The following is a 19774-nucleotide window of genomic DNA, read 5'->3' as shown; positions in this document are numbered from 1 at the left end:
TCTACACTCGCCGCATGCTTGTATTGGGAATCGAGTCGTCCTGCGACGAGACGGGGGTAGCGCTCGTCGAGGCGGGCCAGGGCGGCCTGCCGCGCCTGGCCGCGCACGCGCTGCACAGCCAGATCGCGATGCACCAGGCCTATGGCGGCGTGGTGCCGGAACTGGCGAGTCGCGACCACATCCGGCGCGTTCTGCCGCTGGCGCAGTCGGTGCTCGCGGAAGCGGGGCGCGCGCTGGCCGATGTCGACGTGGTCGCGTACACGCGCGGCCCGGGCCTGGCGGGGGCGCTCCTGGTGGGCGCGGGCGTGGCCTGCGCGCTGGCCGCCGCGCTCGGCAAGCCGGTGCTGGGCGTGCACCACCTCGAAGGCCATCTGCTGTCGCCCTTCCTGAGTACCGATCCGCCCGAATTTCCCTTCGTTGCGTTGCTGGTGTCCGGCGGCCACACGCAACTGATGCGGGTGGACGGAGTAGGGCGTTACGAGTTGCTGGGCGAGACCATCGACGACGCGGCCGGCGAGGCCTTCGACAAGAGCGCCAAGCTGATGGGCCTGCCTTACCCGGGCGGCCCCTGGCTGGCGAAGCTGGCGGAAGCGGGCGATCCGGCCGCCTTCAAGCTGCCGCGACCGCTGCTGCACAGCGGCGACCTCGACTTCTCCTTTGCCGGACTCAAGACGGCGGTGCTGACCCAGACGCGAAAGCTGGGCGTCGAGTTGGAGGCGCGCAAGGCCGACCTGGCGGCCTCCACCCAGGCGGCAATCGTCGAGGTGCTGCTGAAGAAGTCCCTGCGAGCGATCGAGGAAAGCGGTCTGAAGCGGCTGGTGGTGGCGGGCGGCGTCGGCGCCAACCGCGAGTTGCGGACGCAGCTGGATGCGGCCTGCGCGAAGCGCGGCGTGCGGGTGCACTACCCCGAGCTGCACCTGTGCACCGACAACGGCGCCATGATCGCCATGGCCGCCGCGATGCGCCTGCAGGGTGGCCTGCAGGAAGCGACCGAACGCTATGCCTTCGACGTCAAGCCGCGATGGCCGCTGGCGTCGCTTGGAACGTCGGAGCCGCAGTTCGGCTAGCCGCGCTCTTCCTGCCGGCGAGCGAGGGCAGCGGCAGCACGTCCAGCATGCGGCGCCACAGCTGGGACCACTGCGGCCAGTCGTGCCCGCCCTCGGTGGTGAACACCTGGTCGGCCGGCAGGGCGTCGGCCAGCAGGCGATGGTTGGCCGCGAAACGGTCGGCCAGGCCGAAGCCCAGGTACAGGGGTGGCAGTTCCTTGGCCGGCTTGTCGGTGGCGTACTGCTGCAGCCAGGGCCAGAGCTTGCGGTCGACTTCCTCGTCCGGCGGCGGACCCTCCGGCGCCTTCCAGGCACGCAGGCCGCCGGCCTTGTGGATCTCCGCGCCGAGCGGGCGCCGGCCCAGGTAGGGCGCCAGCGTGACGATGCCGTCGACGGTACCCGGCCTGGCCAGTTCGTGGATCAGCGCGCCGAAGCCGCCGATCGAGATGCCCACCAGCCAGACGGTCTTGTAGCCCAGCGCGCGCTGCGGCTGGAGCACGTCATCGTGCAGCCGCTCGATGAAGCTCTGGTCGTAGTAGTAGGAGACGTCGGCATCGACCAGCAGGGCATCGGCAGCCAGGTCGCGCTCGCGCACGGCGCTGATGAAGCCCTCGCGCTCGAATTCTTCAGGCTTCAGGAATGCCCCAGGCAGGAAGACCAGCAAGGTGTCCGAGCGCGAATCGTCGAAGGCAGGCTTCAGGTGCGTTTTCATGTGGCTCCGTCAGTCGCCCACGACCCGATGCGGAAGACCGCAGCAAGGTTCGGCAGGCGAGCAACTGGAAAAAGGTAAGAAGAACGCCACTAAATGTGACGTTATTGGCACATATTGTGAGACAAGGAATAAAAAAGGCCGGCAACAAAAAGTTACCGGCCGGTCGCGGTTCTTGCGTGTTCAGCATTTCTGAAACACGCCGTTCGCCTCGGTATCAGTTGATCTGCAGCTGCGCCACGTTGCTGACCGGAACGAGCTTGCCCAGCTTCAGGGTGAGAACGCCGTTCTCGAGCTTGGCCTCGCTGGCGGCGACGTCGATGTCCTGCGGCAACTCGTAGGCAGCCTTGAACTGGCGCTTGGCGTCGGCCTTGCTCTCGATGCGGACCACGGCGCCTTCGATGCCGATGCTGAGGTCTTCACGGGCGAAGCCGGGGACGTCCAGGGTCACGGTCCAGCTCTTGTCGTCCTGCTCGACGTTGAGCGAGCGGCGCGCGGTCGAGAACGCGTCGTTGACGAAGCGCTCGAAGCTGCGGTCGAAGGTACGCGGCGCGAAGGTGCGAGTGCGAAGGGCGGGTGCAAAAAACAAAGACATGGTGGGTACTCCTGAATGAACACAATGGGGACGAGAGATGTGCGTCCCTTACACTGCGCGGCCTTTCAACAGAGTGCCGCTTGCCACCCATCTAGGCGCGGCGGGAGGGCTTTCAAGATGCGTTCAATCAGCTTTATTTGCCGTCGCCGGGCCTTGAAATTCGCGGCCTCGACGCTATGCGCGGTGGCCCTGCCAGCCTTGCACGCGCAGCCCGTGGCGCCGATCCGGCTGGCGCTGATCGAGAGCATGAGCGGCCCCTTCGCCAACACCGGCGAGGCCGTGTTCCGCAACCTGTTGTGGGCGGTGGAACGGGTGAATGCGCGTGGCGGCATCAAGCTGCCCGGGGGCGCCCGCTTCCTGCAACTGGACCGCTACGACAGCAAGGGCCAGAACGAGGAGGCCCTGTCCGCGCTGCGTGCCGCGATCGACGATGGCGCGCGCGTCGTGCTGCAGGGCAATTCATCGGCCACCGCCGCTGCGCTGGTGGACGCCATCGAGAAGAACAACGAACGCGACGCCGCGCGGCGGGTGCTCTTCCTCAACTACTCGGCTGTCGACCCGGTCCTCACCAACGAGCGCTGCAGCTTCTGGCATTTCCGCTTCGACGCACATGCGGACATGCGCGTGACGGCGCTGATGGACGTGATGAAGAGCGATGCCTCGCTCAAGCGCGCCTACCTGATCGGGCAGGACTACAGCTTCGGCCAGGCGGTGCTGCGCGAGTCGAAGCGCCAGCTCGCCCAGTTGCGGCCCGACGTGCAGATCGTCGGCGAGGAGCTGCACCCGATGGGGCGGGTGAAGGATTTCGCGCCCTACGCGACCAAGATCCTGGCGAGCGGCGCGCAGGCCGTGGTCACCGGCAACTGGGGCAACGACCTCACGTTGCTGGTGAAGGCGGCGCGCGAGGCCGGTTTCAACGGCAGCTTCTACACCTTCTACGGCAATGCGCTCGGTGCGCCGGCCGCGATCGGCGACGCCGGCATCGGCCGCGTGGTCGCGGTGGCCGACTGGCTGCCGAACGTGCAGACGCGCGAGTCGGAGGCTTTCTACCGCGCCTTCCGCGAGCGCTTCCCGAAGCCGGCGGACGACTATGTGCACATGCGGATGCAGCTCCTGGTCGAGGCGCTGGCGCAGGCCATCGAGCGCGCCGGCAGTGCCGACACGGTGGCGGTGGCGCGCGCGCTGGAGAAGGCCGAGGTCAGCCTGGCGGGCCAGGGCGGCCGCATGCGCGCGGCCGATCACCAGTTCCAGCAGACCCTGGTGGTCGGCGTGATGGACCGGCAGGGCAGCCCCGGCGTGAAGTTCGACGTCGAGGGTTCCGGTTATGGCTTCCGCGTGGTGCGGACCATCCCTGCGGAGCGCGCCGAGATGCCCACCAACTGCAAGATGCAACGTCCCTGATTTGCCAGAGAAGGAAAACGCGATGCGCGAAGCCATCCAGAACCTCGAAGCCTCCAAGATCCGCGAGGTTGCCAATGCCGGCATGGGCCGGGCCGACGTGCTGGCCTTCTGGTTCGGCGAGGGCGACGAAGTGACGCCGGAGCCGATCCGTCGGGCGGCCATCGAATCCCTGCAGCGCGGCGAGACCTTCTATGCCCACAACCTCGGGCTGCCCGAATTGCGCGAGGCGATCGCCCGCTACATGAGTGGATTGCACCCCGCCATCGACGCGGGGCGCATCGCCGTCACTTCCGGCGGCGTGAATGCGCTGATGCTGGCGGTGCAGGCGCTGGTCGACGCCGGCGACGAGGTCGTGGCGGTCACGCCCGTGTGGCCCAACCTGACGGCGCAGCCGGCCATCCTGGGCGCGCGCGTGCGCAGCGTGCCGTTGGTGCCGAGGGCTGGGCAGTGGACGCTCGACCTGGACGCATTGCGCGCCGCGGTGACGCCGGCCACCAAACTGCTGGTCATCAACGCACCCAACAACCCGACCGGCTGGACGCTCACGCGCGAGGAGCAGCAGGCGATTCTCGATCACTGCCGCCGCACCAGCACCTGGATCCTGGCCGACGAGGTCTACGAGCGGTTGTACTACGAGCCGACGCCAAACGGCTGCGCGCCGAGCTTCCTGGACGTGTCGGTGCCGGACGACCGGCTGGTCGTGGTCCACAGCTTTTCCAAGAGCTTCCTGATGACCGGCTGGCGCCTGGGCTGGCTGGTGCTGCCGCCTACGCTGGTGGAGGGCATGGGCAAGCTGATCGAGTTCAACACCTCCTGCACCAGCGTGTTCACCCAGCGCGCGGGCATCGCGGCGCTGGGGGTGAGCGGGGAGGTCACGCCGCGGGTGGTCTCGCACCTGAAGGCCTGCCGGGACCGCTTGGTGCCCTTGCTGGCCGAGGTGCCCGGGGTGCAGGTCGCGCCGGCGCGCGGCGGCATGTATGCTTTCTTCCGCCTGGAGGGCTTTGACGATTCGTTGGCGCTCGCCAAGCGCCTGGTGGCCGAGGCCGGCCTGGGCCTGGCGCCGGGCAATGCCTTCGCGCCCGAGGCGCAGGGCTGGCTGCGCTGGTGCTTCGCGTCGAAGGACCCCGAGCGCCTGTCGCAGGGGGTCGAGCGGCTGCGCGGTTGGCTGGCTTCCCCATCGCGCGCCTGAAAGCCCCCGATCCGGGCCCAAGAGGCCGCCGATGTATACTCCCAAGGCTTTGCATGCCGCAAGGCGCACGGCGGGTGCAGTTCCAGCGCCCACCGCAAGTCAAACATCCCGGAACAAGGAAATCACTCAATGATCGCAGCCTCCATCAAGGCGGAAGTTGTCAAGGACAACGCCCGCGGCGCCAACGACACCGGCAGCCCCGAAGTGCAAGTTGCACTGCTGACCGCCCGCATCAACGAACTCACCCCGCACTTCAAGACGCACGCCAAGGACCACCACGGTCGCCGCGGCCTGCTGCGCATGGTGAGCCGCCGTCGCAAGCTCCTGGACTATCTCAAGTCCAAGGACATCGACCGTTACTCGGCGCTGATCGCCAAGCTGGGTCTGCGCAAGTAAACCGATTCGCATGAAGAAACGCCTGGGTTAGTCCGCTAGCTCAGGCGTTTTTTACTTCGCGAATCAATCCAGGAGTGCCGTACAGAGCGAAGCTGTGTCATTCCAATGAAGCTTGAAGCCGAGCTTCCCTGGAATGGCATCGTGTTCTGAAGGCGCTCTCCTCCCGCGGAGCCTGCGATGACCGCAGGCCGACCCGCCAACAAAAACAGGAGCAAGACATGAGCCTTTTCAACAAAGTCACCAAGACCTTCCAATGGGGCGACAAGACCGTCGTCATGGAAACCGGCGAGATCGCGCGCCAAGCCAGCGGCGCCGTGCTTGTCGACATCGAAGGCACCGTGGTGCTGGCCACCGTGGTCGCTTCCAAGACCGCCAAGCCCGGCCAGGACTTCTTCCCTCTGACGGTCGACTACATCGAGAAGACCTACGCCGCGGGCAAGATCCCCGGCAGCTTCTTCAAGCGCGAAGCCAAGCCCAGCGAGCTCGAGACCCTGACCTCGCGCCTGATCGACCGACCGATCCGTCCGCTGTTCCCCGAGGGTTTCCTGAACGAGGTGCACGTGGTGATCCACACCGTGTCGCTGAACCCCGAGGTCGATGCCGACATCGCCGCCATGATCGGCGTGAGCGCCGCGCTGTCGATCTCCGGCATTCCGTTCAACGGCCCGATCGGCGCCGCGCGCGTGGGCTACATCAATGGCCAGTACGTGCTCAACCCGGGCCAGACCGCGCGCAAGGAATCGCAGATGGACCTGGTCGTGGCCGGCACCGAAGCGGCCGTGCTGATGGTCGAGTCCGAGGCCCTGCAACTGAGCGAGGAAATCATGCTCGGCGGCGTGGTGTTCGGCCATGAGCAGGCCGGCGTCGCGATCAACGCGATCCACGAACTCGTGCGTGACGCCGGCAAGCCGGTGTGGGACTGGCAGCCGCCGGCCGAGGACGAAGCCTTCGTTGCCAAGGTCAGGGGCCTGGCCGAGGAAAAGCTGCGCGCCGCCTACCAGATCCGCAGCAAGCAGGCCCGCACGCAGGCCCTGCGTGAAGCCAACGCGAGCGTGATCGACTCGCTCAAGGAAAGCGGCGAGGCCTTCGATGCAGGCAAGGTCAGCGATCTGCTGTTCGCCATCGAATCGAAGATCGTCCGCGGCCAGATCCTCTCGGGCGAGCCACGCATCGACGGCCGCGACACCCGCACCGTGCGGCCGATCGAGATCCGCAACAGCGTGCTGCCGCGCACCCACGGCTCGGCGCTCTTCACCCGCGGCGAGACGCAGGCGCTGGTCGTGACCACGCTGGGCACCGAGCGCGATGCGCAGCGCATCGACGCGCTGGCGGGCGAGTACGAGGACCGCTTCCTGTTCCACTACAACATGCCTCCCTTCGCGACCGGCGAAGTGGGCCGCATGGGCTCGACGAAGCGCCGTGAGGTCGGCCATGGCCGCCTGGCCAAGCGCGCCCTCGTGGCCTGCCTGCCGACAAAGGAAGAGTTCCCCTACACCATCCGCGTGGTGTCGGAGATCACCGAGTCCAACGGCTCCTCGTCCATGGCCTCCGTCTGCGGCGGCTGCCTCTCGATGATGGACGCGGGTGTGCCGATGAAGGCCCACGTGGCCGGCATCGCCATGGGCCTGATCAAGGAAGACAACCGCTTCGCCGTGCTGACCGACATCCTCGGCGACGAGGACCATCTGGGCGACATGGACTTCAAGGTGGCCGGCACGACCAACGGCATCACCGCGCTGCAGATGGACATCAAGATCCAGGGCATCACCAAGGAGATCATGCAGGTCGCCCTGGCCCAGGCCAAGGAAGCGCGCATGCACATCCTGGGCAAGATGCAGGAAGCGATGGGTGAGGCCAAGGCCGAAGTGTCCAGCTTCGCGCCGCGTCTGTTCACAATGAAGATCAACCCCGAGAAGATCCGCGACGTGATCGGCAAGGGCGGCTCGGTGATCCGCGCGCTGACGGAAGAGACCGGCACGCAGATCAACATCGAGGAAGACGGCACCATCACGATCGCTTCCACCGATCCGGCCAAGGCCGAAGAGGCCAAGAAGCGCATCGAGCAGATCACGGCGGAAGTCGAGATCGGCAAGGTGTACGAGGGGCCGGTCACCAAGATCCTGGACTTCGGCGCGCTGATCAACCTGCTGCCCGGCAAGGACGGCCTGCTGCACATCAGCCAGATCGCGCACGAGCGCGTCGAGAAGGTCACGGACTACCTGAGTGAAGGCCAGATCGTGAAGGTCAAGGTGCTCGAGACCGACGACAAGGGCCGCGTCAAGCTGTCCATGAAGGCGTTGGCCGAGCGTCCGGCCGGCATGGAGTTCAACGATCGCCCGCCGCGCGAGGAGCGTGGCGAGCGGCGCGAGCGTGGCGACCGCCCGCCCCGTGGCGAGCGCGCGCCGCGCGCCGACAACCCCGTCGAGGCGTCTGGCGAACAGGCCGTGGCCGTCGAGCAGGACGCGCGTCCGCAAGAGCCCAACGGCGGCGATCGCCAGGCTTGAGAGGCGAGGGCGGTGGCGCCTTCGCCGTCATTGCAACCCGCGCCCGTTCGCAAGGACGGGCGTCTCAGCCGAGAGATGCATGAAAGCCATTGAAATCACTTCCTTCGGTGCGCCCGAAGTGCTGCGCCAGGCCGAGCGGCCGGCGCCGGTCGCCGGCGCGGGTGAGCTGCTGATCCGCGTGGCCGCCAGCGGCGTGAACCGGCCCGACGTTTTGCAGCGCACCGGCAACTACCCGGTGCCGCCCGGTGCTTCGGACCTGCCGGGACTCGAGGTCGCCGGCGAGATCGTCTCGGGCGATGCCGTGGCCATGAAGGAAGCCGGCTTCGCGGTCGGCGACCGCGTGTGCGCGCTGATCGCAGGCGGCGGCTATGCCGAGTTCTGCGTGGCGCCGGTGGCTCAGTGTCTGCCGGTGCCCAAGGGCTGGAGCGATGCCGAGGCGGCCTCGCTGCCCGAGACCTTCTTCACCGTCTGGAGCAACGTGTTCGACCGCGGTCGCCTGCAAAAAGGCGAGACCCTGCTGATCCAGGGCGGCACCAGCGGCATCGGCGTGACGGCGATCCAGCTGGGCAAGGCCTTCGGCGCGACCGTGATCGCGACCGCGGGCAGCGATGACAAGTGCGAGGCCTGCCGCAAACTCGGCGCCGACCATGCGATCAACTACAAGACGGCCGACTTCGCCGAGGAGGCGAAGCGGCTGACGGGCGGCAAGGGCGTGGACGTGATCCTCGATATGGTGGCCGGTGACTACGTGGCGCGCGAGATCCAGTGCCTGGCCGAGGATGGCCGCTTGGTCATCATCGCCGTTCAGGGCGGGATCAAGAGCGACTTCAACGCGGGCCTCGTGCTGCGCCGGCGCCTGACCATCACCGGCTCGACGCTGCGGCCGCGGCCGGTCGCGTTCAAGGGTGCAATCGCGAAGTCGCTGCGCGAGAAGGTCTGGCCGCTGCTCGAGAGCGGTGCGGTCAAGCCCGTCATCCACAGCGTCTTTGCTGCGGGTGGCGTGCCGAGCGGTGCGGCGCAGGCGCATACCCTGATGGAATCGAACCAGCACATCGGCAAGATCGTGCTGACCTGGTGAGTGACGAAGACATGACGACGAAGAAGAAACTCATCGCCGGCAACTGGAAGATGAACGGCAGCCTGGCCGCCAACGAGGCACTGGTCAACGCGCTGTGTCAGGGAGTCGGCACGCCGGGATGCGAGGTCGCGGTGTGCGTGCCGGCGCCATACCTGGCGCAGGTGCAGGCGCTGGTGGCCGGCTCGCCGATCGCGCTGGGTGCACAGGACCTGTCGGCCCAGCCGCAGGGCGCCTTCACCGGCGAGCAGTCGGCCGCGATGCTGAAGGACTTCGGCGTGCGCTACGCGATCGTCGGCCATTCGGAGCGCCGTCAGTACCACGGCGAGACCGACGAGGCCGTGGCCGCCAAAACGGCCGCGGCACTTGCCAACGGCATCACGCCGATCGTCTGTGTCGGCGAGACGCTGGCTGAGCGCGAGGCGGGACACACCGAGGAGGTGGTCAAGCGCCAACTCGCTGCCGTGATCCATGTCAACGGCCATTGCATCAGCGAGATCGTGGTGGCCTACGAGCCGGTGTGGGCGATCGGCACCGGCAAGACGGCGACGCCTGGCCAGGCGCAGGCCGTGCACGCTCTGCTGCGCGCACAGCTGCACCATGCCGCGAACGAGCACGCGGCGGGCATCCGCATCCTCTATGGCGGCAGCATGAATGCCGCCAACGCCGCCGAGCTGCTGGCCCAGCCCGACATCGACGGCGGCCTGATCGGCGGCGCCTCCCTCAAGGCCCCCGACTTCCTGCAGATCATTGCCGCGGCCCGCTGAAGCGGCCCGGCCCCAACGAATCCCGGAGTAAGAACGAAATGAACGTGGTCTTCAACATCCTCGTGGGCGTGCAGATGCTGTCGGCGCTCGCGATGATCGGCCTGATCCTCATCCAGCACGGCAAGGGCGCCGACATGGGCGCGGCTTTCGGCAGCGGCAGCGCCGGCAGCCTGTTCGGCGCCAGCGGCAGCGCGAACTTCCTCTCGCGCAGCACCGCCGTCCTCGCCGCCGTCTTCTTTGCCTGCACGCTGCTGCTGGCCTACTTCAGCCACAGCCGCCCCACGGGCGGCGGCAGCCTGATTGAGCGCGCCGCGATCGGGGCCTCGGCGCCCGCGCCGGCACCTGCGCCACCCGCTTCGGGCCCAGCCTCGCATATTCCGACCGGCAATGCACCCGCCGCGCCGGCTGGCGGTGCGCCCGCACCGGCGACGCCTGCTTCGGGCGCTGCGCAGATCCCGACCAAGTGAACGCAGCAGTCGTTTTCGACCCTGCTCCAGCGAAAACGACTTCATTTCAGGGTAAACTCTAAAGCTGTCCGGAAAGCCAAAACCGCATCAGGTTCCTCATGCCATCCGGACATAGAAAAACCGCCGTCGTGGTGAAATTGGTAGACACGCTATCTTGAGGGGGTAGTGGCGAAAGCTGTGCGAGTTCGAGTCTCGCCGACGGCACCAAATCTCGCCGGCAGGAGGCTTCATCTTCCTGTCGGCGACAAGCGGTAAAAGACCCCGATGAACCTCGAAACCTACCTCCCCGTCCTGTTGTTCATCCTGGTCGGAGTGGGTGTTGGCGTAGCACCTCAGGTTCTCGGTTACATCCTCGGCCCCAATCGGCCCGACGCCCAGAAGAATTCGCCCTACGAATGCGGCTTCGAGGCCTTCGAAGACGCGCGCATGAAGTTCGACGTGCGCTATTACCTGGTGGCGATTCTCTTCATTCTTTTCGACCTCGAGATCGCCTTCCTCTTCCCTTGGGCGATCGCCCTCAAGCAGATCGGTCCGGTGGGCTTCTGGGCCATGATGATTTTTCTCGCCATCCTCGTCGTGGGCTTCGTCTACGAATGGAAAAAGGGTGCGCTCGACTGGGAATGACAAGGAATCCGAACAATGGCCATTGAAGGCGTCATGAAGGAAGGCTTCGTCACCACGACCTACGATTCGGTGGTGAACTGGGCCAAGACGGGATCGCTCTGGCCGATGACCTTCGGTCTCGCCTGCTGTGCTGTGGAAATGATGCACGCGGGTGCCGCGCGCTACGACATCGACCGCTTCGGCATGCTGTTCCGCCCGAGCCCGCGCCAGTCCGATCTGATGATCGTGGCCGGCACGCTGTGCAACAAGATGGCGCCGGCCCTGCGCAAGGTCTACGACCAGATGCCCGAGCCGCGCTGGGTGCTCTCGATGGGCTCCTGTGCCAATGGCGGCGGCTACTACCACTACAGCTATTCGGTCGTGCGCGGCTGCGACCGCATCGTGCCGGTCGATGTCTACGTGCCTGGCTGCCCGCCAACCGCCGAGGCGCTGTTGTACGGGATTATCCAGCTGCAGCAGAAGATCCGCCGCACCAACACGATAGCGCGTGCCTGAGAAGCGAGAGACGATGACCGACTTTGCGATTTCTCCCGAGGCACTGCAGAAACAGATCCAGGAAACGCTGGGCGCCAAGGCCAAGAGCGTCACCGTCGCGCTCGGCGAGGTGACCGTGGTCGTGGCCGCTGCCGACTACCTCGAAGGCGCGCGGCTGCTGCGCGATGCGCCCGGCTGCCGCTTCGAGCAGCTGATCGACCTGTGCGGCATGGACTATTCCGACTACCGTGAAGGCGAGTGGGAAGGCGAGCGCTTCTGCGTGGTCTCGCATCTGCTGTCGGTGAGCCTCAATCAGCGTGTCCGTCTCAAGGTCTTCGCCCCCAGCGAGGACCTGCCGGTGGTCGATTCGCTGACCGGTATCTGGAGTTCCGCGGGCTGGTTCGAGCGCGAGGCCTTCGACCTCTACGGGATCGTGTTCGAAGGTCATGACGACCTGCGCCGCATCCTCACCGACTACGGCTTCATCGGCCACCCGTTCCGCAAGGACTTCCCCGTCTCCGGCCACGTCGAGATGCGCTTCGATCCGGAGCAGAAGCGCGTGATCTACCAGCCGGTGACCATCGAGCCGCGCGAGATCACGCCGCGCGTGATTCGCGAAGACAACTACGGCGGCGGCCTGCACTGACATGGCGGAAATCAAGAACTACACGCTCAACTTCGGCCCCCAGCATCCGGCAGCGCACGGGGTGTTGCGCTTGGTGCTCGAGCTCGACGGCGAAGTGATCCAGCGCGCGGACCCGCACATCGGCCTGCTGCACCGCGCCACCGAGAAATTGGCCGAGACGCGTACCTACATCCAGTCGCTGCCCTACATGGACCGGTTGGACTACGTCTCGATGATGAGCAACGAGCACGCCTACTGCCTGGCCATCGAGCGCTTGCTCGGCCTGGAAGTGCCGCTGCGCGCGCAGTACATCCGCGTGATGTTTGCCGAGATCACGCGCCTCTTGAACCACCTGCTGTGGCTGGGCGCGCACGGGCTGGACTGCGGTGCGATGAACATGCTCATCTACTGCTTCCGCGAGCGCGAGGACCTGTTCGACATGTACGAGGCGGTCTCGGGTGCGCGCATGCACGCGGCCTATTTTCGTCCGGGCGGCGTCTACCGCGACCTGCCGGACGCGATGCCGCAGTACAAGGTCAGCAAGATAAAGAACGCCAAGGCGATCGAGAAGCTCAACGAAAACCGCCAGGGCTCGCTGCTGGACTTCGTCGACGACTTCTGCAAGCGCTTTCCCAAGATGGTCGACGAGTACGAGACGCTGCTCACCGACAACCGCATCTGGAAGCAGCGCACCGTCGGCATCGGCGTGGTCTCGCCCGAGCGTGCGCTCAACCTCGGCTTCACTGGCCCGATGCTGCGCGGCTCCGGCGTCGAGTGGGACCTGCGCAAGAAGCAGCCCTACGACGTCTACGACCGCATGGACTTCGATGTGCCGATCGGCAGGACGGGCGACTGCTACGACCGCTACCTGGTCCGTGTCGAGGAGATGCGCCAGGCCAATCGAATCATCCAGCAATGCTCGGCTTGGCTGCGCGCCAATCCGGGCCCGGTGATCACCGACAACCACAAGGTGGCCGCGCCCGCGCGCGAATCGATGAAGGCGAACATGGAGGAGCTGATCCACCATTTCAAGCTCTTCACCGAAGGCTTCCACGTGCCCGAGGGCGAGGCGTACGCCGCCGTCGAGCATCCAAAGGGGGAGTTCGGCATCTATCTCGTGAGCGATGGCGCCAACAAGCCCTACCGCCTGAAGATTCGTGCCCCGGGCTTCCCGCATCTGGCCGCGCTCGACGAGATGTCGCGCGGCCACATGATCGCCGACGCGGTCGCGGTGATCGGCACCATGGACATCGTCTTCGGCGAAATCGACAGGTGAGCGAACGCATGACTCCCGACACCAACCAGAGCACCCAGCCGCCGCTGCCGGCGGCCATCCTGGATCTCTTCGCGCGCGAGGTCGCCAAGTACCCGCCGGCCGGCAAGCAGTCGGCCGTGATGGCCTGCCTCACGATCGTCCAGAAGGAAGAGGGCTACGTCAGCACCCAGCGCGAGCGCGAGATCGCGGCCTACCTCGGCATGGCGCCGATTGCGGTGCACGAGGTCACGACCTTCTACAACATGTACAACCAGCAGCCGGTGGGCCGCTACAAGCTCAACGTCTGCACCAACCTGCCGTGCCAGCTGCGCGACGGCGCCGTGGCGCTGGCGCACCTCGAGAAGAAGCTGGGCATCCGGATGGGCGAGACCACGGCCGACGGCATGTTCACCCTGCAGCAGAGCGAGTGCCTGGGCGCCTGCGCCGATTCGCCCGTGATGCTGGTCAACGATCAGACCATGTGCAGCTTCATGAGCAACGACAAGCTTGACCAGCTCATCGACGGCCTGCGCAACGCGAAGGCGGAGGGCGCGCAATGACGCCAGAGCAAGTCCTCTCCCAGTTCCAGGCCACCGGCGTCCAGACCTGCTTCCACGACCGCCACATCGAGCCCCAGATCTATGCCGGCCTGGACGGCACCAACTGGCGCCTGGCCGACTACGAGGCCCGCGGCGGCTACAAGGCGCTGCGCAAGATCCTGAGCGAGGGGCTGACGCCCGAGCAGGTGATTGCCGAGGTCAAGGCCTCCGGCCTGCGTGGCCGTGGCGGCGCGGGTTTCCCGACCGGTCTCAAGTGGAGCTTCATGCCGCGCCAGTTCCCGGGTCAGAAGTACCTGGTCTGCAACTCCGACGAAGGCGAGCCCGGCACCTGCAAGGACCGCGACATCCTGCAGTTCAACCCGCACATCGTGATCGAGGGCATGGCCATTGCGGCCTACGCGATGGGCATCAGCGTGGGCTACAACTACATCCACGGCGAGATCTTCCAGACCTACCAGCGCTTCGAGGAAGCGCTGGAAGAGGCGAGGGCGGCCGGCTACCTGGGCGACAAGATCCTGGGCAGCGGCTTCAACTTCCAACTGCATGCGTCGCACGGTTTCGGCGCCTACATCTGCGGCGAAGAGACGGCGCTCCTCGAATCGCTGGAAGGCAAGAAGGGCCAGCCGCGCTTCAAGCCGCCGTTCCCGGCCAGCTTCGGCCTCTACGGCAAGCCGACCACGATCAACAACACCGAGACCTTCGCCGCGGTGCCGTGGATCATCAACAACGGTGGCGTGGCGTATCTGGAGTGCGGCAAGCCGAACAACGGCGGCACCAAGATCTACTCGGTCAGTGGCGACGTCGAGTTGCCCGGCAACTATGAAGTGCCGATGGGCACGCCTTTCTCCAAGCTGCTCGAGCTCGCCGGCGGCGTGCGCAAGGGCCGCCAGCTCAAGGCTGTGATTCCCGGCGGTTCCTCCGCGCCGGTGCTGCCGGCCTCGATCATGATGGAGTGCACGATGGACTACGACTCCATCGCCAAGGCCGGCTCCATGCTGGGCTCGGGCGCGGTGATCGTGATGGACGACAGCCGCTCGATGGTCGAGTCGCTCAAGCGCCTCTCCTACTTCTACATGCACGAATCCTGCGGGCAGTGCACGCCCTGCCGCGAAGGCACGGGCTGGCTGTGGCGCGTGGTCGACCGCATCCACAACGGCCACGGCAAGGCCAGCGACATGGACTTGCTGAACTCCGTCGCCGACAACATCCAGGGCCGCACCATCTGTGCGCTGGGCGACGCCGCGGCGATGCCGGTGCGGGCCATGATCAAGCACTTCCGCCACGAGTTCGAGGCCTTGATCCCGGGCTACGTCCCGAAGGCACCCGTCAAGGCCTGAGCGAGAAAACACGAACATGGTTGAAATCGAACTCGACGGCAAGAAGGTCGAAGTGACCGAAGGCAGCATGGTGATGCATGCGGCCGACAAGGCTGGCACCTACATCCCGCACTTCTGCTATCACAAGAAGCTCAGCATCGCGGCCAACTGCCGCATGTGCCTGGTCGACGTCGAAAAGGCGCCCAAGCCGATGCCGGCCTGCGCCACGCCGGTGACGCAAGGCATGATCGTGCGCACCAAGAGCGACAAGGCCATCAAGGCCCAGCAGTCGGTCATGGAGTTCCTGCTCATCAATCACCCGCTGGACTGCCCGATCTGCGACCAGGGCGGCGAATGCCAACTGCAGGACCTGGCGGTGGGCTACGGCGGCTCTTCCTCGCGCTACGAGGAAGAGAAGCGCGTGGTGTTCCACAAGGACGTGGGCCCGCTCATCAGCATGGAAGAGATGAGCCGCTGCATCCATTGCACCCGCTGCGTGCGCTTCGGCCAGGAAGTGGCCGGCGTGATGGAACTGGGCATGTCCCACCGCGGCGAGCATTCCGAGATCGAGACCTTCATCGGCGGCTCGGTCGATTCCGAGCTCTCGGGCAACATGATCGACATCTGCCCGGTGGGCGCGCTGACCAGCAAGCCCTTCCGCTACAGTGCTCGCACCTGGGAGCTGTCGCGCCGCAAGTCGGTCAGCCCGCACGATTCCACCGGCGCCAACCTGATCGTCCAGGTCAAGAACAACCGTGTGATGCGCGTGGTGCCGTTGGAGAATGAAGACGTCAACGAGTGCTGGATCGCGGACCGCGACCGCTTCTCCTACGAGGCCCTGAACGGCCCCGAGCGCCTCACGCAGCCCATGCTCAAGCAGGGCGGTCAGTGGCAGCAGGTCGACTGGCAGACCGCGCTCGAGTACGTGGCCAATGGTCTCAAGCAGATCAAAACGGACCATGGCGCGCAAAGCATCGGTGCGCTCGTCAGTCCGCACAGCACGCTGGAAGAGCTGCACCTGGCCAAGCTGCTGCTGCAAAGCCTGGGCAGCACCAACATTGACCACCGCTTGCGCCATGCCGAGTTCGGCGCCGCCGAGGGCGTGCGCTGGCTGGGCACCTCGATTGCCTCGCTGTCGCAACTGCAGCGCGTGCTGGTGGTCGGCACCAACCTGCGCAAGGACCATCCTTTGTTCGCGCAGCGCATCCGTCAGGCGGTGCGCAAGGGCGCGACGCTCAGCGCGCTGACCTCGGCAGAGCTGCTGGCCGACGACGAGGCCTGGGCCATGCAAGTGGCGAATCCGGTGCGCGTGCCGGCCCAGGATTGGGTCGATGCGCTGGCCGAGATCGCCGCCGCCGTGGCCGCGAGCAGCGGCGCCGTCGCACCCGTGGCCCGTTCGACCGAGCCTGGTGACCGGGCGAAGGCCATCGCCGCCTCGCTGCTCGGTGGCGAACGCAAGGCCATCCTGCTCGGTAACGCAGCCGCCCACCACGCCCAGGCCGGCGCGCTCCTGTCGCTGTCGAACTGGCTGGGCGCACAGACTGGCGCCAGCGTCGGCTACCTGACCGAGGCGGCCAACACCGTCGGTGCGCAACTGGTCGGCGCGCTGCCCGGCGAAGGCGGGCTGAATGCGGGCCAGATGCTTGCCGGCTCGCTCAAGGCCGCGCTGCTGCTGAACACCGAGCCCGTCTTCGATTCGGCCGCCGGCGCCGCTGCGGCCGATGCGCTGACGCACGCCCAGATGGTCGTGACGCTGAGCCCCTTCAAGGCCAACCTGGAATTCAGCGACGTGCTGCTGCCCATTGCGCCCTTCACCGAAACCCCCGGCACCTTTGTGAACGCCGAAGGCCGGGTGCAGAGCTTCCACGCGGTGGTGAAGCCGCAGGGCGAGACTCGCCCTGCCTGGAAGGTGCTGCGCGTCCTGGCGAACCTGCTGGGTCTGCAGGGCTTCTCCTTCGAATCGGTGAGCGAGGTGCAGGCGGACATCGGCCTGGCTGCGGGCCTGCTGCCGGCCGGGAAACTCAGCAATGCGACCGCTGCGCGCGCCGATGGCGAACGCAGCGCCGATGCCCCCGCACCGTCCGTCGCCCGCATCTACCAGCTCGACTCGATCGTGCGCCGCGCACCTTCGCTGCAACTCACCGCCGATGCACGGGCCGCGCAGGAGGTCTTCGCATGATCGACAGCCTGCACGGCTTCGGCCTGGGCCTGATTTCGGCCCACTGGTGGACCGCGATCGCCTGGCCGGTCATCTGGACCCTCATCAAGATCGTGGTGGTGGTGCTACCCCTGATGGGTGCGGTCGCCTACCTCACGCTGTGGGAGCGCAAGGCCATCGGCTTCACCCAGATTCGCGTGGGCCCCAACCGCATCGGGCCGCTCGGCCTGCTGCAGCCCATCGCCGACGCGCTGAAGCTGCTGACCAAGGAAATCATCCTTCCCACGGTCGCCAACAAGGGCCTGTTCCTGCTGGGGCCGATCATGACCATCATGCCGGCTCTGGCTGCCTGGGCGGTCATTCCCTTCGGCCCCGACGTCGCGCTGGCGAACATCAACGCCGGCCTGCTCTTCGTCATGGCCATCACTTCGCTCGAGGTGTACGGCGTGATCATCGCCGGCTGGGCCTCGAACTCGAAGTACGCCTTCCTGGGTGCGCTGCGCGCCTCGGCCCAGATGGTGAGCTATGAAATCGCGATGGGCTTCGCCTTCGTGGTGGTGCTGATGGTCTCCGCCAGCCTCAACATGAGCGACATCGTGATGGGGCAGGGCAAGGGCATCTTCGCCTCGATGGGCGTGGGTTTCCTGTCGTGGAACTGGCTGCCGCTGCTGCCGATCTTCCTGGTCTACTTCATCTCGGGCCTGGCCGAGACCAACCGCCACCCCTTCGACGTGGTGGAGGGCGAGTCGGAAATCGTCGCCGGCCACATGATCGAGTACTCGGGCATGAGCTTCGCCATGTTCTTCCTGGCCGAGTACGCCAACATGTGGCTCGTCTCCATCCTGACGGTGATCCTGTTCCTCGGCGGCTGGCTTCCTCCCTTCGAGTTCCTCGGCTTCATTCCGGGCTGGATCTGGCTCGGCCTCAAGACCTTTGCCGTGGTCACCATGTTCCTGTGGGTCCGCTCGACCTTCCCCCGCTTCCGCTACGACCAGATCATGCGTCTGGGCTGGAAGATCTTCATTCCGGTCACGCTGGTGTGGCTGGTGGTGGTCGGTGTCTGGATGCAGACCCCGTTCAACATCTGGAAGTAATCGCCATGGCTGCGAACACTGTCACGACCAACGCGCCGTTCTCGCTCAAGGACTTCCTGTCCAGCTTCATGCTGGTGGAACTGTTCAAGGGCCTGGCCATCACCGGCAAGTACGCCTTCAGCCGGAAGATCACGGTTCAGTTCCCCGAGGAGAAGACGCCGCTCTCGCCGCGCTTCCGCGGCCTGCACGCGCTGCGCCGCTATGAAAACGGCGAGGAGCGCTGCATCGCCTGCAAGCTCTGCGAGGCAGTCTGCCCGGCGCTGGCCATCACCATCGAATCCGACGTGCGCGACGACGGCTCGCGCCGCACCACACGCTACGACATCGACCTGACCAAGTGCATCTTCTGCGGCTTCTGCGAAGAGAGCTGCCCGGTTGACTCCATCGTCGAGACCCACATCTTCGAATACCACGGAGAGAAGCGCGGCGACCTGTACTTCACCAAGGACATGCTGCTGGCCGTGGGCGACCGCTACGAAAAAGAAATCGCCGCCAACAAGGCGGCCGACGCCAAGTACCGCTGACGCGGACCTGGCCCGAACCACAAAAACGAAACCGATCATGGACATCAAGACCGGTCTGTTCTACCTGTTCGCCGCGGTGCTGCTGTTTGCAGCCTTCCGCGTCATCACCTCGCGCAACCCCGTGTATGCGGCGCTGTACCTGGTGCTCGCCTTCTTCCAGGCTTCGGCCATCTGGCTGCTGCTGCGCGCCGAGTTCCTCGCGATCTCTCTGGTGCTGGTCTACGTGGGCGCGGTGATGGTGCTGTTCCTGTTCGTGGTGATGATGCTCGACATCAATGTCGACGCGCTGCGGCAGGGTTTCTGGAAGCACTTCCCGCTCGCCGCGGGCGTCGGCGCGCTGATCGCGCTTGAAATGGCTGCCGTGCTCATGGGCGGCTTCCGCCTGGCCGAGCCGCGCCGCCCGATGGCGACCGGCCCCGAGAACTCCAACACGCTGGAACTGGGCAAGCTGCTCTACACCGAGTACCTCTACCCGCTGGAGATCGCCGCCGTCATCCTGCTCGTGGCGATCGTCGCCGCCATCGCGCTGACGCTGCGCACGCGCAAGGACAGCAAGTACGTCAACCCGGCCGACCAGGTCCGCGTGAAGGCGCGCGACCGCGTGCGCGTCGTGCAGATGCCGGTGACCCGCGCGGCTCAGCCCGCGGTCGAGGATTCGGCTGCGGCCGGGGAGACCAAGGCATGACTCTCACGCTCGGACACTTCCTGTCGCTCGGTGCGATGCTTTTCGCGCTGTCGGTGATCGGCATTTTCCTGAACCGCAAGAACTTGATCGTGCTTCTGATGTGCATCGAGCTGATGCTGCTGGCGGTCAACGTCAACTTCGTCGCCTTCTCGTACTTCCTGGGCGACATGCACGGCCAGATCTTCGTGTTCTTCATCCTGACCGTGGCCGCGGCCGAGTCCGCGATCGGGCTGGCGCTGCTGGTGCTGCTGTTCCGCAACAAGTCGAACATCAACGTCGACGAATTGAATGCGCTCAAGGGCTAGGACAT

Annotated in this window: 21 protein-coding genes and 1 tRNA gene; 20 read left to right on the top strand and 2 right to left on the bottom strand. The window is 66.1% G+C overall.

Annotated features, from left to right (window positions below; translation table 11 throughout):
* Nucleotides 1-14: 14 nt before the first annotated feature.
* Nucleotides 15-1067 (top strand): tRNA (adenosine(37)-N6)-threonylcarbamoyltransferase complex transferase subunit TsaD, encoded by a 1053-nt coding sequence (gene tsaD / locus A8M77_RS17370; protein WP_086922763.1) that lies wholly within the window; start codon nt 15-17, stop codon nt 1065-1067.
* On the opposite strand, the gene A8M77_RS17365 is transcribed toward tsaD, so the two are convergent.
* Both A8M77_RS17365 and A8M77_RS17360 read right to left on the bottom strand, forming a co-directional pair.
* Entirely contained in the window at nt 1012-1758 is a 747-nt protein-coding gene (locus A8M77_RS17365; RefSeq protein ID WP_086922762.1) for an alpha/beta hydrolase, read from the bottom strand. The genes tsaD and A8M77_RS17365 overlap by 56 nt on opposite strands.
* 214 nt (nt 1759-1972) lie before the next feature.
* A complete protein-coding gene (locus A8M77_RS17360) occupies nt 1973-2344 on the bottom strand; it encodes an Hsp20/alpha crystallin family protein (protein WP_086922806.1) in 372 nt (123 codons plus the stop codon).
* A gap of 123 nt (nt 2345-2467) precedes the next feature.
* Here A8M77_RS17360 and A8M77_RS17355 point away from each other — a divergent pair, with 123 nt between their 5' ends.
* From A8M77_RS17355 to nuoK, 19 genes are all read left to right on the top strand, one after another.
* Entirely contained in the window at nt 2468-3751 is a 1284-nt protein-coding gene (locus A8M77_RS17355; RefSeq protein WP_086922761.1) for a branched-chain amino acid ABC transporter substrate-binding protein, read from the top strand.
* 22 nt (nt 3752-3773) lie between these two features.
* Entirely contained in the window at nt 3774-4940 is a 1167-nt protein-coding gene (locus A8M77_RS17350) for a pyridoxal phosphate-dependent aminotransferase (RefSeq protein WP_086922760.1), read from the top strand.
* Between the two features lie 129 nt (nt 4941-5069).
* Nucleotides 5070-5336: a 30S ribosomal protein S15 gene (rpsO, locus tag A8M77_RS17345; RefSeq protein WP_086922759.1), complete on the top strand. Its 267-nt coding sequence runs from the start codon at nt 5070-5072 to the stop codon at nt 5334-5336.
* 218 nt (nt 5337-5554) lie between these two features.
* Nucleotides 5555-7840 (top strand): polyribonucleotide nucleotidyltransferase, encoded by a 2286-nt coding sequence (pnp, locus tag A8M77_RS17340; protein ID WP_086922758.1) that lies wholly within the window; start codon nt 5555-5557, stop codon nt 7838-7840.
* A 79-nt stretch (nt 7841-7919) separates the two neighbouring features.
* On the top strand, nt 7920-8918 hold the full coding sequence (locus A8M77_RS17335) for an NAD(P)H-quinone oxidoreductase (protein WP_086922757.1): 999 nt from the start codon (nt 7920-7922) through the stop codon (nt 8916-8918).
* A gap of 11 nt (nt 8919-8929) precedes the next feature.
* Complete coding sequence (tpiA, locus tag A8M77_RS17330) at nt 8930-9682, top strand: triose-phosphate isomerase (protein ID WP_086922756.1); 753 nt, start codon at nt 8930-8932, stop codon at nt 9680-9682.
* A gap of 38 nt (nt 9683-9720) precedes the next feature.
* Entirely contained in the window at nt 9721-10149 is a 429-nt protein-coding gene (gene secG / locus A8M77_RS17325) for a preprotein translocase subunit SecG (protein ID WP_086922755.1), read from the top strand.
* A 122-nt stretch (nt 10150-10271) separates the two neighbouring features.
* Nucleotides 10272-10356 (top strand) — tRNA-Leu (locus A8M77_RS17320).
* A 57-nt stretch (nt 10357-10413) separates the two neighbouring features.
* Nucleotides 10414-10773, top strand: a complete 360-nt coding sequence (locus A8M77_RS17315) for an NADH-quinone oxidoreductase subunit A (protein ID WP_086922754.1) — start codon at nt 10414-10416, stop codon at nt 10771-10773.
* Between the two features lie 15 nt (nt 10774-10788).
* Complete coding sequence (locus tag A8M77_RS17310; RefSeq protein ID WP_021008163.1) at nt 10789-11268, top strand: NuoB/complex I 20 kDa subunit family protein; 480 nt, start codon at nt 10789-10791, stop codon at nt 11266-11268.
* Nucleotides 11269-11281: 13 nt separating this feature from the next.
* Nucleotides 11282-11893, top strand: coding sequence for an NADH-quinone oxidoreductase subunit C (locus tag A8M77_RS17305; RefSeq protein ID WP_086922753.1), 612 nt, complete (start codon nt 11282-11284; stop codon nt 11891-11893).
* Between the two features lies 1 nt (nt 11894).
* On the top strand, nt 11895-13148 hold the full coding sequence (locus tag A8M77_RS17300; RefSeq protein WP_086922752.1) for an NADH-quinone oxidoreductase subunit D: 1254 nt from the start codon (nt 11895-11897) through the stop codon (nt 13146-13148).
* An 8-nt stretch (nt 13149-13156) separates the two neighbouring features.
* Nucleotides 13157-13687, top strand: a complete 531-nt coding sequence (locus A8M77_RS17295; RefSeq protein ID WP_086922805.1) for an NADH-quinone oxidoreductase subunit NuoE family protein — start codon at nt 13157-13159, stop codon at nt 13685-13687.
* The gene (nuoF, locus tag A8M77_RS17290) at nt 13684-15024 is read left to right on the top strand and encodes an NADH-quinone oxidoreductase subunit NuoF (protein ID WP_086922751.1); all 1341 of its coding nucleotides are present in this window, start codon (nt 13684-13686) and stop codon (nt 15022-15024) included. The genes A8M77_RS17295 and nuoF overlap by 4 nt, the downstream gene beginning before the upstream one ends.
* Before the next feature lie 16 nt (nt 15025-15040).
* Nucleotides 15041-17182, top strand: a complete 2142-nt coding sequence (nuoG, locus tag A8M77_RS17285) for an NADH-quinone oxidoreductase subunit NuoG (RefSeq protein ID WP_086922750.1) — start codon at nt 15041-15043, stop codon at nt 17180-17182.
* Nucleotides 17179-18255, top strand: coding sequence for an NADH-quinone oxidoreductase subunit NuoH (nuoH, locus tag A8M77_RS17280; RefSeq protein ID WP_086922749.1), 1077 nt, complete (start codon nt 17179-17181; stop codon nt 18253-18255). Before nuoG ends, nuoH begins: the two co-directional genes overlap by 4 nt.
* A 5-nt stretch (nt 18256-18260) precedes the next feature.
* Nucleotides 18261-18779, top strand: a complete 519-nt coding sequence (gene nuoI / locus A8M77_RS17275) for an NADH-quinone oxidoreductase subunit NuoI (protein WP_086922748.1) — start codon at nt 18261-18263, stop codon at nt 18777-18779.
* A 37-nt stretch (nt 18780-18816) separates the two neighbouring features.
* Entirely contained in the window at nt 18817-19464 is a 648-nt protein-coding gene (locus A8M77_RS17270; protein WP_086922747.1) for an NADH-quinone oxidoreductase subunit J, read from the top strand.
* The gene (nuoK, locus tag A8M77_RS17265) at nt 19461-19769 is read left to right on the top strand and encodes an NADH-quinone oxidoreductase subunit NuoK (RefSeq protein ID WP_086922746.1); all 309 of its coding nucleotides are present in this window, start codon (nt 19461-19463) and stop codon (nt 19767-19769) included. The genes A8M77_RS17270 and nuoK overlap by 4 nt, the downstream gene beginning before the upstream one ends.
* Nucleotides 19770-19774 lie beyond the last annotated feature (5 nt).

The organism is Variovorax sp. JS1663, from assembly GCF_002157355.1.
Lineage (GTDB): Bacteria > Pseudomonadota > Gammaproteobacteria > Burkholderiales > Burkholderiaceae_C > Variovorax.
This window is presented reverse-complemented; position numbering and strand designations above follow the sequence as displayed.